Raw genomic sequence first — 12,902 nt, 5'->3', positions numbered from 1 at the left:
CTGAGTAGCTTCTCAGTCATGACGATCGCGACCCTCGCCCTCGCCCCCGCCTCCGTGGCGACCGCCTCCTCCTCCGACAGCATCGACGAGCTCTCCGGACTCGTCGGCGTCGCCGCGCGGGTGATCGCCGCGCTCGGAGAGGCGGGCGTCGGCCTGCTGACGCTGATCGAGACGGTGTTCCCGCCGATCCCGAGCGAGCTCGTGCTGCCGCTGGCCGGCTTCCTCGCCCAGCAGGGCCGGATGAACCTGGTGCTGGTCGTGATCACGGCGACCCTCGGCGCCTACCTCGGCGGCCTGATCCTCTACGCGCTCGGCCACCGCATCGGCACGGAGCGCTCGATCCGCCTGCTCTCCAAGCTCCCGCTGGTCGACCGCGAGGACTTCGAGAAGGCGGTCGGCTGGTTCCGCCGGCACGGCACCTGGGCGGTCCTCTTCGGTCGCCTCATCCCGGGCGTGCGCAGCCTCATCTCGCTCCCCGCGGGGGCCGAGCGGATGAACCTGCTGCTGTTCTCGGGACTGACGATCCTCGGCTCCGGCGTCTGGAACGGCCTGCTGATCGGCCTCGGCGCGGCCCTCGGCACGCAGTACGAGCTCGTCGACCAGTACGCGGGCGTGCTCGACGCGATCATCTACAGCGCGTTCGGCGTGCTGCTGCTCGCGCTCGTTGTGCGCCGCGTGCGGCGGCACCGTGCCGCGGCGCGCACCGGATCGCGCCACTGACCTGCGTCCTCGGGCGGGCGGGCGCAAGGCCCCGCGCCACCCCGCCCCGGTGCCCTAACGTTCGAGGGGTCCGCACTCCCCGACGCGAAGGAACGCCATGTCCGAGACCGCCGCGCCCACGATGTCCCGCACCTCCGTCGAGCGCTGGTGGATCATCGCCGTCTCGCTGATCGCGATCGTGCTCGGCGTCATCGCCGTCCTGATCCCCGGTCCGACGCTGCTGACCGTCGCCATCGTCTTCGGCATCCACCTGATCGCCGCGGGCGTCTTCCGCCTGCTGCTGGCCTTCACCGCCTCGCGGCTCGATGCCCGGGTGCGCTGGCTCGCGGGCCTGCTCGGCGCCCTGATCCTGGTCGCGGGCATCCTGTGCCTGTCGAACCCGTTCGAGTCGCTGAGCGTCCTGGGCCTCGTGATCGGCGCGGGCTGGATCCTCGACGGCGTCTCGAGCATCACCAGCGGCCGGACCGTCGCCGGCCCCGCGTGGCTGCCGATCGCGGCAGGGATCGCCTCGGTCATCGCGGGCGTCCTGACGATCATCATGCCCGTGCTGGCGCTGGCCTCCTTCGTCACGGTCGCGGCCATCCTGCTGATCGTCGTGGGCGTCTCGGGCCTGCTCCTGCTCCCGGGCCGCACGAAGCGCCCCGAGGGCGCCGAGGCGTAGACCGCGCGGATGGCCGATCCCGATCTCGTCCCCGAGCTGCTCGTCGCCGACCTCGACCGGAGCCTGGGATTCTGGTGCGGTCCCTGCGGGTTCCGGATCCACTACGCCCGGCCCGAGGAGGGCTTCGCGTACCTGGTCCTCGGCTCCGCGCACGTGATGCTCGAAGAGGCGGGGCGGGGCCGCAACTGGATCGCGGCACCGCTGGAGCGCCCGTTCGGCCGGGGGATGAACCTGCAGCTGCACGTCGACGACGCCGACCGGACGGCAGCGGCGCTCGCCGAGGCCGGGACGCCGCTGTTCTCGCCGCTCGAGACCCGCTGGTACCGGGTCGGAGCGGAGGAGGCGGGCGTCCGTCAGCTGGTGGTCGCCGATCCCGACGGGTACCTGCTGCGGTTCCAGTCGTCGCTCGGACGCCGACCGGCCCGAGCGGACGTCCCCGTCGCTCCCTGACCGGCCGACCGCGCCACCATCCGCTCGGCTCAGGACGTCATGCCAGCGAGTGACGACCGTGACACCGCGCGGCTGGTTCCCTCGGAGACATGACGCAGCACCCCGCCACCGCGACCCTCCCGCAGGTCCCGGCCGCCGCCCTCTCCGAGCCCGCGATCGAGCAGGCCGCCTCGGCGGAGCACGAGCCCCTCGTCCGTCCGGCGGACCTGGTGTCGGCGCTCACGGGCGTCGCGCTCTGCTTCTTCTCCCTCTTCGTCTACGCCATCGCGCACTGGCAGTACTTCGGCACGGACGTCGACGAGGTGAGCGTCCTCGGCTGGCTCGCGCCGCTGATCGCCGGCGTCGCCTGCCTGCTGTCGGCCGTCGTGTCCGTCGGGGTCCGCGCCTCCGGGCGCCGCGCCGAGCGGACCGCGGCATGATCCCCGTCCTCGCCGGGCCCGGCCTCGAGGCCGCGGAGCAGCTCCTCGTCCGCGCCGGATGCCTCCGCCCCGAGCACCCGTGGGCGGCCGGTGCCGCCACGGAGGCCGCGCCGCGGATCGACTTCGCCGTCCTCGCCGAGCAGGCGTGCCTCCTCGACCTCTCGGAGGAGGCGGTCGCGCGCATCGCCGTGTCGCTCGCCACCGGCCGCCCCGTCGATCTGCGGAGCGCCTTCGGGCATCTCACGCGCGACCACGCCCGGCTCGTCATGACCGCGGTCGCCGCGGCCGCCGGGCACGACCGCGTGAGCAGCCGGATCCGCGTGGTCGGCGACGAGCGCCGGGTCGAGACGGCGCCGCCCCTGGCCGTCTGGCCCTCCTGAGCCCCCCGCCCGCCCCGATCGGACGGGCGCGCTCGCCGATCCGACCCTGGGCTCCGCGTTCCTCCGATGCTCCGGCCCGGTGAGCCGTACGGAGGTGCCGTGCCGCCGACCCGCGTCGCTACGGCCTTTCGGAGGTGCCCGGTTTAGGGTGTCCGTGTGCAACGAGTCGACGATTTCCCAGGAGCCGGACCGGTGGCGACCTCACCCGAATCCGGTGACCAGGGGGAGGCGTCCGCGCATCGGCTCTCCCCGACGGCGACCTCTCCCGTGCAGGTGACGAGCGGCGAGGCCGGCTACCAGGGCGGCAACGTGGCCGATCCGGTGTGGCAGTCGTGGCGCGACGAGCTCGCCAAGGTCGGCGGTCCGTCGCCCCTGCTCCACTTCGTGGACTCGCCCCGGACGCGCATCGAGCTCTCGACCACGCACCCCGGCGGGCTGCCCCCGTTCATCTCGGGCAAGACGACGCTCCTCTCCTCGCTCATCCGCGACGAGCTCGCCCTGCGCACCGCGAAGAACGCCGCGGGTGCGATCACCGACAAGGGGATCGAGCTGCGCTCGGTCCGCGGCATCGAGGGCGTCCACCTCGCCATCGGCCTCGCCCAGTGGCGCGCCGGCGACACGGAGTTCACCGCACCCGTGCTCCTGCGCCCGCTCGCCATCCGCCGCTACGGCCGCGACTTCGAGCTCAAGCTCAAGGGCCAGCCCTACTTCAACCCGCAGCTCGCGCGCGCCCTCAAGCAGCAGTTCGGCATCACGATCGACCCCGAGCAGTTCGTCGAGCTGGCCGTGCAGAACGGCGTCTTCAAGCCGCAGCCGGTCATCGACCAGCTGCGCGGCCTGACCTCGCACCTGCCGTGGTTCGCCGTGCACCCGCGCCTCGTGGTCTCGAGCTTCGCCGACGTGGCGGGCGACATGCTCCGCGACGCCCGGATGCTCGAGCACCCCGTCCTCGACGCCGTCGCCGGGAACCCGGCCGCCAAGCGGGCGCTGCAGCAGTCGCAGAAGGTGGCGTCGATCATCCCGCAGGACGAGCGTCCTCCGGCGACCGACAACCTCCTCCTCGACGCGGACGCCGAGCAGGAGCAGGTGATCGCGAACATCGCGGCCGGCAACTCGCTCGTCGTGAAGACCCTTCCCGGCACGGGCGGCACCCAGACCATCGTCAACGCGATCGGCGCCCTGGCCGCCCAGCACAAGCGCGTGCTGGTCGTCAGCGCCCGCCGGTCGAGCCTCGACAGCATCCACCAGCGCCTGCTCTCGGGGGGCCTGGGCGGCATCGCGGTCGGGCCCCGCACGCTCCGCCGCGACCTCATCCAGTCGATCGGCCGCAACGAGAAGGCCGCGCGCCCCTCCGTCAGCGAGATCGACGACGCCCTGCTCCGGCTGCGGAAGGTGTTGCTCGACTACCGCGGCGCGCTCTCCCGCCGCGACGAGAGCTTCGGCGTCTCGGCGCTGCAGGCCCTCGAGGAGCTCGCCCGCCTCTCGCAGCTGCGGACGCCCCCGTCGACCGCCGCCCGCCTCGACCGCCGCTCCGTCACCGCTCTCGCGCACAGCCGCCCCGAGGCGACCCGGATGCTGATCGAGTCGGCGCGCCTGGGCGAGTTCCGCTACGGCCCGGGCGACTCGCCCTGGTACGGCGCACAGTTCGACTCCACCGCCGACGCCGAGATCGCCCACGAGCTGGCCAAGCGCCTGCACCTGCGCGACCTTCCGCGCCTGCTCGACCGCGCCCAGGACGTCATCGGCCAGACGCGCATGCGCCCGTTCGAGTCGGTCGCCGAGCTCGGCATCTACCTGCGCCTGTTGCAGGACGTCCGGGAGACGCTGGACAAGTTCCAGCCGGCCGTCTTCGACCGTTCGATCCAGGACCTCATCGTCGCCACCTCGCCGCGCCGCGAGGCCGCCGAGATGTCGTCCACCAACCGCCGGCGCTTGAAGAAGCTCGCCCGCGAGTACCTGCGTCCCGGCGCGCACGTCACCGACCTCAACGCGGCGCTCCGCCGGGTGCAGCAGCAGCGGACGCTGTGGCAGCGCTACGCGGTCGCCGGCACGATCCCCGAGGTCCCGGTCGGCGTCGCCGACGTGCAGGTGGCCTACCAGCAGGTGACCGACCAGCTGAGCCGTCTCGACGAGCCGCTCGGCCGCCGCGGGACGAACCTGCAGCTCGCCTCGCTCCCTCTCGCGGAGCTGGCCTCGATGGTGTCCGGCCTCGCCGAGGACAGCGAGGTGCTCGCCAACCTCCAGGAGCGGACGACCCTCCTCGCCACCCTGCGCGACTGGGGCCTGGACCCGCTGCTCACCGATCTCTCGCGCCGCCACGTGCCGGCCGAGCTGGTCGCGGGCGAGCTGGACCTGGCCTGGTGGCGCTCGGCGCTCGAGATCATGCTGACCGACGAGCGCGCGCTGCTCGGCGGCAACACGAGCGTGCTCGACCGGCTCGAGGCCGACTTCAAGCTCGTCGACGAGGCGCACGCCGCCTCGAGCGCCGAGCTGCTGGCCTGGAAGCTCTCCGAGACCTGGAAGATCGGGCTCGTCGACTGGCCGCAGGAGCGCGACGCGCTGCGCGCGCTGCTGCGCACCGAGGCGGCGACGACCCCTCAGGAGCTGCAGAAGGCCGCTCCGCACCTCTCGCGCGTGCTCGCTCCGGCGTGGCTCGCCTCTCCGTACGAGGTGCACCGCATCGGCACCGAGACGACCTTCGACGCGGTGTTCCTCGTCGACGCCGGGGCGACCACGCTGGCCGAGAACGTCGGAGCGATCCGCCGGGCGAAGCAGGTCGTCGCGTTCGGCGACCCGGTCACGCAGACCCCCACTCCCTTCGGCCTGCGCGTCGACGAGACGCCGGAGTTCGGCTCCACCGCCTCGCGGACCGACGTGGAGGCGCTGCACGCCCAGTCGGCGCTCGCCCGACTCGGCGAGCTGCTCAACACCGTCACGCTCACCCGCAGCTACCGCGCGGGCGGCGAGGACCTGGCCGAGCTGGTCAACCGCCGCTTCTACGGCGGCCGCATCGACTCCCTGCCCTGGGCCGGATCCTTCCTCGGACACGACTCGCTCCGCTTCCACTACATCGCGAGCGGGCACGGCATGCCCGAGAACGACTCGGGAGCCGTCGAGTCCGTCGACGCCGAGGTCGCGAAGGTGGTCGAGCTGGTGCTCGAGCACGCGGTGATCCGTCCGCGCGAGTCGCTGATGGTCATCACCGCGAGTCCTCGCCACGCCGTGCGGGTGCAGCAGGCGGTGCTGACGGCCTTCGCCAAGCGCACCGATCTGAGCGACTTCATCCTCGGCGATCGGCCCGAGCCCTTCGCCGTCGTGACTCTGGAGCAGTCGGTCGCGCAGAGCCGCGACCGCGTCATCTTCTCGATCGGCTACGGCCGGACGCCCCACGGCCGCCTGCTGTCGAACTTCGGCGCGCTCGCGGAGCCGGGCGGAGAGCGTCTGCTAGCGGTCGGGATGACCCGTGCCCGCCGCTCGATGGACATCGTCTCGTGCTTCCGCCCGGGCGACATCGACGAGTCGCGCATGCGCTACGGCATGGTCGCGCTCGCGCAGGTGCTGCAGGAGGCGGAGGACCGCGTCCAGCCGAGCGACCGCGACGACTACTCGGAGCCGATGCTGGTGGATCTCGCCGCGCGCCTCGAGCGCCGTGGACTCCGGGTCAACATCGGGCACAAGGGCAAGCTGGCCCTCGTCGCCGCGCACGGGACCCGTGCCGTGGTGGTCGAGACCGACCGCGACGTGAGCACGCAGAGCCTGCGCGTGTCGCTGCGCCTGCGTCCGGAGCTGCTGCGCCGGCTGGGCTGGCACTACCTGCGGGTGCACAACTTCGAGCTGTTCGCCGACCCCGAGGCCGTGGCCGCGCGGGTGGCCGGGCTGATCGGTGCAACCGCGGGGGAGGAGCAGACACCTGCTCCCGCCGCCGGCGAGGCTGCTGCTGCTCCCGCCGCTCCTGCTGCCGCCGCCGCTCCGGCGTCGGGGGAGACGCAGCCCGTCGAGCCGCTGCCGCGCGACTGATCGTGGCGCCGGATCCCGACGCCCCCGCGGGTGCCGACCGCCCGTTGCGGCGCACCCGCGGCGGCCGGCGGGCGACGCTCCCCGCGAAGCCCGGCACCGATCCGTCCCCGCACGATGCTCCGGTCGCCGACCTCTCCGCGCCGCCCGCGCGCCCCGACACCGGCCCGAACGACGCGCGCCTGCGCCAGGACGTCCCCCCGCACTACTGATTCCACCCGCGCGGCTGGCGGTCCGCGAGTCGACGCCGGTCCCGGACCTCACCCCGGCACGCCCCTGCTCGACGGGCGACCACATCACGCGGACGTCTGGCGACCGCTCACGTCGGGCCCGTCGACGGTGGCCGACCGCTTCCCGTCCGATGCCCGCTGACGACCGCTTCCGTCCGGTGCTCGCTGACCGTCCGCTTCGGCCCGGCGCCCGCTGGCGACCGCGCACGCCCAGCGCCCGCTGACCGACTGCACCCGTCCGGTGCCCGTTGACCGACCGCTTCCCGCCCGGTGCCCGCCGGTATCGAGGAGCGCGTGGAGACAGGGCCGATCAGCCCCCGTCGGAGACGCCGAAGGTCCCGTTCGGCGACCTCCCGAAGGTGCAGGCGCCGTCCGAAACGCGTGCCGACGTTTCGGACGCACCGTTCGCACAACGCTCTGCGAAGCGTTCCCCGATCGGGAAGCCGACCGCGGTCCTCTTCCGCCTCCGGCGGAAGGAGACAGAGCGACTCAGTCGACGTGCTTGCCGGAGTTCGCGGTGGTGGCGGTGCCGTTGTTGGCGAGCAGGTCGCGGATGTCGGAGAGGAGCTCGAGCTCGGTGGGGGCCTTGTCCTCCGCGGCGGGGGCGTCGGCGGCCTTCTTGGCGAACGCGGCGTTCTTGAGGTGGTTGATCGGCAGGACGAACGCGAAGTAGAGGACGAAGGCGACGATCACGAACTGGATCAGGGCCGAGATGACCGAGCCGTAGGCGATGACGGTCGGGTCCTCGCCGTTCTCTCCCGGTCGGATGGGCCAGACCAGGGCCTCGAGGGAGGAGGCGTCGAAGATCACGCCGATGAGCGGGTTGAAGATCCCCGTCACGATCGCGTTGACGATGGTCGTGAAGGCGGCGCCGATGACCACGGCGACAGCCAGGTCGATGACGTTGCCGCGGAGGATGAACTCTTTGAAGCCGTTGATCATGATCGTTCCGTTTCTGCCGTGAGCGGTGGGTGGCGGGTCAGCTCCCGGAGGAGGAACCCGAGGAGGAGGACCCGGAGGAACCCGAGGACGACGAGGAGGAGGACGATCCGGAGCCCGAGGACCCCGAGCCGGACGAGGAGCCGCCCGAGCCCGATGAACCCGAGGATCCGGAGGAGGAGCCGCCCGATCCCGAGGAGCCCGACGACGAGTCGGATGAGCCGGCGCCGGATGCGCCCGAGCCGGACGAGCCGGAACCCGAGGAGGAGGAGGAGCCGCCCTCGCTCGACTTCCCGCCGGAGCGGGAGTCGGTGCGGTAGAAGCCCGAGCCGTTGAAGGTCACGCCGACTGCGCTGAACACCTTACGCAGCGCCCCCTGGCAGCTCGGGCACTCGGTGAGCGTGTCGTCAGTGAACTTCTGCTGGATGTCGAAGGCGTTGCCGCACTGCGTGCAGCGGTAGGAGTAGGTGGGCACAGGGGGCTCCTCGGAGGCGGGTGGGGGAGAAGGAGGACGGGGTCAGTGGCGCAGGTCGACGATGCCGGAGGGAGTGACGACTCCGTCGACGGCCTGGTCGTGGACCTCGCTCGGCACCCGGTCGACGAGCTCGCTGTCGAAGACGACGGCGTAGACCGGAGGGCACTTCTCCATCGAGCCGAGGGTCTTGTCGAAGTAGCCGCGCCCCCAGCCCATCCGCATCCCCTGCCGGTCGACGGTGGCGGCCGGGACGACGATGAGGTCGACGTCGTTGATCGCGATGGGGCCGAGCAGCTGCCCGACGGGCTCGGGCATGCCGAACAGGCCCTGGGTCTCGGTGTGGCCGTCGCCGACCGCCCAGTCGAGCAGGCCGTCCTGGCGCGAGACGGGGAAGAGGACGCGGATGCCGTGGCTCTCGGCCCAGCCCAGGAACGGCCGGGTGCTCGGCTCGTCCGGAGCGGAGAGGTAGCACGCGAGGGAGCGGGCCCCCACGCGGGTGGCGAGCTCGATCAGGTGGGCGGTGATCTGCTCCGCGGCCTGGTCGCGAGCGGTCGAGGTCTGCGTGCGGCGGCGCTCGCGCAGCTCGGCGCGCAGCGCCCGCTTCTCGTGCGTGATGTCGACTGGCATGCGCTCAGTCTAGAACCGGGCCCCGCGCCGGCCTCCGCGCGGACGACCCTGAGGGACGCTCGTCCCGGACCGCCCCGGAACGGGGTCCGGCGCCTTCCGTCGCCGGTCCTGGCGCGAAACTCCCGCGACTTCCCCCGCCGCTAGGATGGCGCCCCATGGGCACTCGAATCCGCAAAGCAGTCATCCCCGCCGCAGGTCTCGGCACCCGCTTCCTGCCGGCGACGAAGGCCATCCCCAAGGAGATGCTGCCGGTCGTCGACAAGCCGGCGATCCAGTACGTGGTCGAGGAGGCTGCGGACGCCGGCCTCCAGGACGTGCTCGTGATCATCGGGCGCAACAAGAACGCGCTCGCCAACCACTTCGACTCGGTGCCCGAGCTCGAGCAGAACCTGTCCCAGAAGAAGGACGACAAGAAGCTCGAGCACGTCAAGTACGCCAGCGACCTCGCCGACGTGCACTTCGTCCGTCAGGGAGAGCCGAAGGGCCTCGGCCACGCGGTCTCCCGTGCGCAGCGCCACGTCGGCGACGAGCCCTTCGCCGTGCTCCTCGGCGACGACCTGATCGACGCCCGCGACCCGCTGCTCTCGCGCATGATCGACGTCGCCGAGCAGCGCGACACCACGGTGGTCGCGCTCCTCGAGGTCGACCCCGACCAGATCCACCTCTACGGCTGCGCGGCGGTCGAGGCGACCGACGAGGACGACGTGGTGCGGATCACCGGGCTGGTCGAGAAGCCCTCCAAGGAGGACGCCCCCTCGAACCTCGCGATCATCGGCCGCTACGTGCTGAAGCCCGACGTGTTCGGCGTGCTCGAGCACACCGCTCCGGGCAAGGGCGGCGAGATCCAGCTGACCGACGCGCTGGAGCGCATGGCGCAGGACCCGGCCGAGTTCGGCGGCGTCTACGGCGTCGTGTTCCGCGGCCGCCGCTACGACACCGGCGACAAGCTCGACTACATCAAGGCCATCGTGCAGCTCGCCTCCGACCGCGACGACCTCGGCAAGGACCTCAAGCCCTGGCTGAAGGACTTCGTCGCCGGCCTCTGAGCCCCGGCGAGCGCTCCTCCGGAACGGACGGGACCCCCTGCTGCGGCACGGGATCCCGTCCGTTCGTCCGTTCCCCGAGAGCACGGAACGCCGCGGAGTCCAGTCCCCCTCCCGCAGTGCGGCGGAGCAGTAGGGTCGCATCATGCCGCTCCCGATCCCGACGCTCACCGAGGGTCGTGTCACCGTCCGCCCCATCCGCGTGCGCGACGCCCGCCCTCTCGAGCGGGAGCTGATCGCGAACCGGTCGTGGCTGCGCCAGTGGGAGGCGTCCGACCCCCGGGGAGGCGCCGCGTTCGACGTGCGCGCCAGCATCCGCTCGCTGCAGCAGAACGCGCGGGCCGGCGGGGGAGTGCCGTTCCTCATCGACTGGGACGGCGAGCTCGCCGGGCAGCTCAACATCTCGAACATCGGGTACGGCTCGCTCTCCTCCGGGTCGATCGGCTACTGGGTGTCCGAGCGCTACGCCGGGCGGGGGATCACTCCGATCGCCGTGGCGCTCGCTGCCGACCACGCCTTCCTCGACCTGGGCCTGCACCGGATCGAGATCTGCATCCGCCCGGAGAACCGGCCGAGCCTGCGCGTGGTCGAGAAGCTCGGCTTCCGCTACGAGGGCCTGCGGCGGCGCTTCATCCACATCAACGGCGACTGGCGCGACCACTTCTGCTTCGCCCTCGTGGCGGAGGAGGTGCCCCGCGGCGTGCTCCGCCGCTACCTCGACGGGCAGGTCCCGTCGGAGGTCGGCGTGCCGACCGACGCGGACCTCCGCGCCTCGCGCCGCTCGGGTCTCTCCGGACCCTCCGACGGCGCCGGTGTCCCTCCGACGGGGCCCCGGCTGATCCGCGATCCGCACGGACACACCTACCCGTAATGACGGACGGGAGTGCCCGGTGCTCCTAGCGTTGTCCGCATGAGTAGCGACTGGCTGGGCGGGGGCGTCGTCTGGGCGCTCGCCGCCGTTCTGTGGGTCGCCTATTTGATCCCCACGTGGATGCGCAGGCGGTCGTACAACGCGACCGAGCGCAACGCGGTGAGGCTGCAGCAGACGCTGCGGATCCTCGCCGAGACCGCGGAAGTGCCCGAGCACGTGCGTGCGGAGGCGACGGCCCGCGAGGTGGCGCTGCAGCAGCGCCGGCTCCGGGTGACCGAGACACGACGACGAGCCGAAGAGAAGGCACAGGCGATGGAGCTGGCACAGGCGGAGAAGGCGGCGCGCGACGCGCTGCGACGGGCGACCGCGAGCGCACGGCGGAGCACGCGGTCAGGGCCCTCGGTCCTGCGCTGGCGCCAGGGCGCCGCGCTGGCCGTGCTGGTCGGGGCGGTCGCCGCGCTGGTCGGGCTCGTGATGCTGCCCTTCGGCGGCACGGGTGCGGTGCCGCTCGTCGGCCTGCTCCTCGCCGTCGCGGGGCTCGGCACGCTGATCCTGCTGGCGCCGGGTCGCCGCCGGGCCGCCGCTCCGGCCGCGACAGCGACGACGGCCGCCGCGACCGAGCGCCGGCGCGCCGAGGTCTTCGAGGCCGAGCTCGCCGAGGAGGCGGCGGACGACGCCTCCGAGGAGCTCGCCGAGGACCGTGCGAGCTGGACGCCGCAGCCGCTCCCCAAGCCGCTCTACCTCTCCCGGGGCACGGTGGCCGCCTCCGCGATGGCGTCGATCGACGCCGTGGAGCGCCTGCGCACCGCCGCGGCGGAGGCGGAGCTCGCCCAGCGCGCCGCCGCGACCGCTCCCGAGGTGGCGCCGCTGCGCGTCCCGCGTGCCGCCGCTCCCGCTCCCGAGGCGCCGCGTCCCTCCTCCCGCTTCGCCGCGATGGGCGTCGTGGACGGCGTCGACGCGATCGACCTCGACCAGGCGCTGCAGCGCCGCCGCGGGGCCTGACCCGAGTGCAAGGCGCCTGCTCGTCCGTGCTAGTGTGGACGAGTTGTTCGGGCCGGTGACGGCTCGGAAGGCACGGGTCCGTGGCGCAGTTGGTAGCGCGCTTCGTTCGCAATGAAGAGGTCAGGGGTTCGAATCCCCTCGGATCCACCACCACGGAAGGCCCGCTCGAGAGAGCGGGCCTTCTGCTTTGTGCCGGCGGCCGGATCGGGAACCTCGCCGGTTCGGCGGGTCGACCGCCTCGCGGCCTCGACGCGCTCGTCGGCGGAGGAGTGGTCCGTTCGATCGGCACTCGGTACTAGGCGTCTCCGCCGATCCTGGCTCGACCGCCGAGGACGGCGACTCCCGTCGAGACTCCGGCGACTGCGACCATCGCGACGATGCCCAGTGCCCGGAGCACGAACGCCTTGTGCTCCGAATCCTTCAGCGCTTCGTCATCGATCGCTTCTTTGAACAGCCGAAGGATCGAGTAGCGGTCCGCCGCGCTCAGGGTGTCACGATCCAGTTCGCGGTTCAGGACGGCGCGGTACTCGGCGAAGGCCCTATGAACCTTCTTCTGACTCTTCCAGTTGGCTCGAACGGCTGAACTCGCCTGATCTCGCACTTCACTGAACGAGTCGAGGACGAGATTCTTGAAATCCGGTAACTGCTCGACGACCTTCAGGGCGAGCTCCTCGCTCATGTTCGGCAGCTCGGATGCGAACGCGATGAACTTCTCTTTCGACAGATTCCTCCAGGAGTCGATACCGATCCTCTGCTTGAGATCGTCCTCGTTCGAGTAGTCCATGCTGATCCCTCTTCCCTCCACGGCGACGGCCGATCATCGCCTCAGGGTATCGAGGAGGAGCCGTCGGTCCACGTGCTCTCCGGGCGGGAGAGCGCGCGGGCCGGTCGTGCAGGTCCTGACGATCGGGCGCTCGAAGCTGTGGGCCGCTGGCCTCCGTGCGTCCTCCGTGTCCCCCATCCGGGCCGCGTCGGACGGGAGCCGCCCTCCTCCGGTCCGTCGGGGGATCCGCAGCGACGTACGCTCGCCCCTCGTGCTCTCGCAGCACGCGAGGCACTCGAGCGACGGAC

At 72.2% G+C, this 12,902-nt stretch carries 14 protein-coding genes, 1 tRNA gene and 1 pseudogene; 12 read left to right on the top strand and 4 right to left on the bottom strand.

From position 1 onward, the window contains the following. The first annotated feature begins 18 nt into the window (after nucleotides 1-18). The 7 genes from C5B95_RS12565 (at nucleotide 19) to C5B95_RS12535 (ending at nucleotide 6,856) form a co-directional block, all read left to right on the top strand. Complete coding sequence (locus C5B95_RS12565) at nucleotides 19-720, top strand: DedA family protein (RefSeq protein WP_104225072.1); 702 nt, start codon at nucleotides 19-21, stop codon at nucleotides 718-720. A gap of 97 nt (nucleotides 721-817) precedes the next feature. Further along, nucleotides 818-1,381 (top strand): HdeD family acid-resistance protein, encoded by a 564-nt coding sequence (locus tag C5B95_RS12560; protein WP_104232862.1) that lies wholly within the window; start codon nucleotides 818-820, stop codon nucleotides 1,379-1,381. A gap of 9 nt (nucleotides 1,382-1,390) precedes the next feature. Continuing rightward, nucleotides 1,391-1,831 (top strand): VOC family protein, encoded by a 441-nt coding sequence (locus C5B95_RS12555; protein ID WP_104232861.1) that lies wholly within the window; start codon nucleotides 1,391-1,393, stop codon nucleotides 1,829-1,831. Nucleotides 1,832-1,920: 89 nt separating this feature from the next. Beyond that, a complete protein-coding gene (locus C5B95_RS12550) occupies nucleotides 1,921-2,250 on the top strand; it encodes a hypothetical protein (protein ID WP_104226447.1) in 330 nt (109 codons plus the stop codon). Beyond that, nucleotides 2,247-2,630: a hypothetical protein gene (locus tag C5B95_RS12545; RefSeq protein WP_104232859.1), complete on the top strand. Its 384-nt coding sequence runs from the start codon at nucleotides 2,247-2,249 to the stop codon at nucleotides 2,628-2,630. The genes C5B95_RS12550 and C5B95_RS12545 overlap by 4 nt, the downstream gene beginning before the upstream one ends. Before the next feature lie 192 nt (nucleotides 2,631-2,822). Next, a complete protein-coding gene (locus tag C5B95_RS12540) occupies nucleotides 2,823-6,647 on the top strand; it encodes a DEAD/DEAH box helicase (RefSeq protein WP_374954259.1) in 3,825 nt (1,274 codons plus the stop codon). Between the two features lie 2 nt (nucleotides 6,648-6,649). Next, nucleotides 6,650-6,856 (top strand): hypothetical protein, encoded by a 207-nt coding sequence (locus tag C5B95_RS12535; protein ID WP_104349321.1) that lies wholly within the window; start codon nucleotides 6,650-6,652, stop codon nucleotides 6,854-6,856. Between the two features lie 507 nt (nucleotides 6,857-7,363). On the opposite strand, the gene mscL is transcribed toward C5B95_RS12535, so the two are convergent. Continuing rightward, nucleotides 7,364-7,816, bottom strand: a complete 453-nt coding sequence (mscL, locus tag C5B95_RS12530; protein ID WP_181065648.1) for a large conductance mechanosensitive channel protein MscL — start codon at nucleotides 7,814-7,816, stop codon at nucleotides 7,364-7,366. 29 nt (nucleotides 7,817-7,845) lie between these two features. Between mscL and C5B95_RS18010 the strand changes: the two genes are divergently transcribed. Further along, on the top strand, nucleotides 7,846-8,133 hold the full coding sequence (locus tag C5B95_RS18010) for a hypothetical protein (protein WP_308471275.1): 288 nt from the start codon (nucleotides 7,846-7,848) through the stop codon (nucleotides 8,131-8,133). Between the two features lie 14 nt (nucleotides 8,134-8,147). Here the strand turns inward: C5B95_RS18010 and C5B95_RS18005 are convergent. Both C5B95_RS18005 and C5B95_RS12520 read right to left on the bottom strand, forming a co-directional pair. Continuing rightward, a pseudogene (locus C5B95_RS18005) lies at nucleotides 8,148-8,288 on the bottom strand (FmdB family zinc ribbon protein); the annotation flags it as partial. 42 nt (nucleotides 8,289-8,330) lie between these two features. Then, nucleotides 8,331-8,915: a 5-formyltetrahydrofolate cyclo-ligase gene (locus tag C5B95_RS12520; protein WP_104339890.1), complete on the bottom strand. Its 585-nt coding sequence runs from the start codon at nucleotides 8,913-8,915 to the stop codon at nucleotides 8,331-8,333. A 155-nt stretch (nucleotides 8,916-9,070) separates the two neighbouring features. Between C5B95_RS12520 and galU the strand changes: the two genes are divergently transcribed. The 4 genes from galU to C5B95_RS12500 all read left to right on the top strand — a co-directional run bounded on the left by galU (nucleotide 9,071) and on the right by C5B95_RS12500 (nucleotide 11,981). After that, entirely contained in the window at nucleotides 9,071-9,961 is an 891-nt protein-coding gene (gene galU, locus C5B95_RS12515) for a UTP--glucose-1-phosphate uridylyltransferase GalU (RefSeq protein ID WP_104223218.1), read from the top strand. A 142-nt stretch (nucleotides 9,962-10,103) separates the two neighbouring features. Beyond that, a complete protein-coding gene (locus C5B95_RS12510; RefSeq protein ID WP_104223217.1) occupies nucleotides 10,104-10,829 on the top strand; it encodes a GNAT family N-acetyltransferase in 726 nt (241 codons plus the stop codon). A 39-nt stretch (nucleotides 10,830-10,868) separates the two neighbouring features. Continuing rightward, a complete protein-coding gene (locus C5B95_RS12505) occupies nucleotides 10,869-11,831 on the top strand; it encodes a hypothetical protein (protein WP_104223216.1) in 963 nt (320 codons plus the stop codon). Nucleotides 11,832-11,905: 74 nt separating this feature from the next. Beyond that, nucleotides 11,906-11,981 (top strand) — tRNA-Ala (locus tag C5B95_RS12500). Nucleotides 11,982-12,126: 145 nt separating this feature from the next. Here the strand turns inward: C5B95_RS12500 and C5B95_RS12495 are convergent. After that, on the bottom strand, nucleotides 12,127-12,615 hold the full coding sequence (locus tag C5B95_RS12495) for a hypothetical protein (RefSeq protein WP_104349319.1): 489 nt from the start codon (nucleotides 12,613-12,615) through the stop codon (nucleotides 12,127-12,129). Nucleotides 12,616-12,902 lie beyond the last annotated feature (287 nt).

The sequence above is a fragment of the Rathayibacter sp. AY1A7 genome, assembly GCF_002930845.1.
In the GTDB taxonomy this organism is placed as follows: Bacteria; Actinomycetota; Actinomycetes; order Actinomycetales; family Microbacteriaceae; genus Rathayibacter.
Note: the sequence above shows the minus strand (reverse complement) of the source record. Positions and strands in the feature narration are given on the sequence as shown.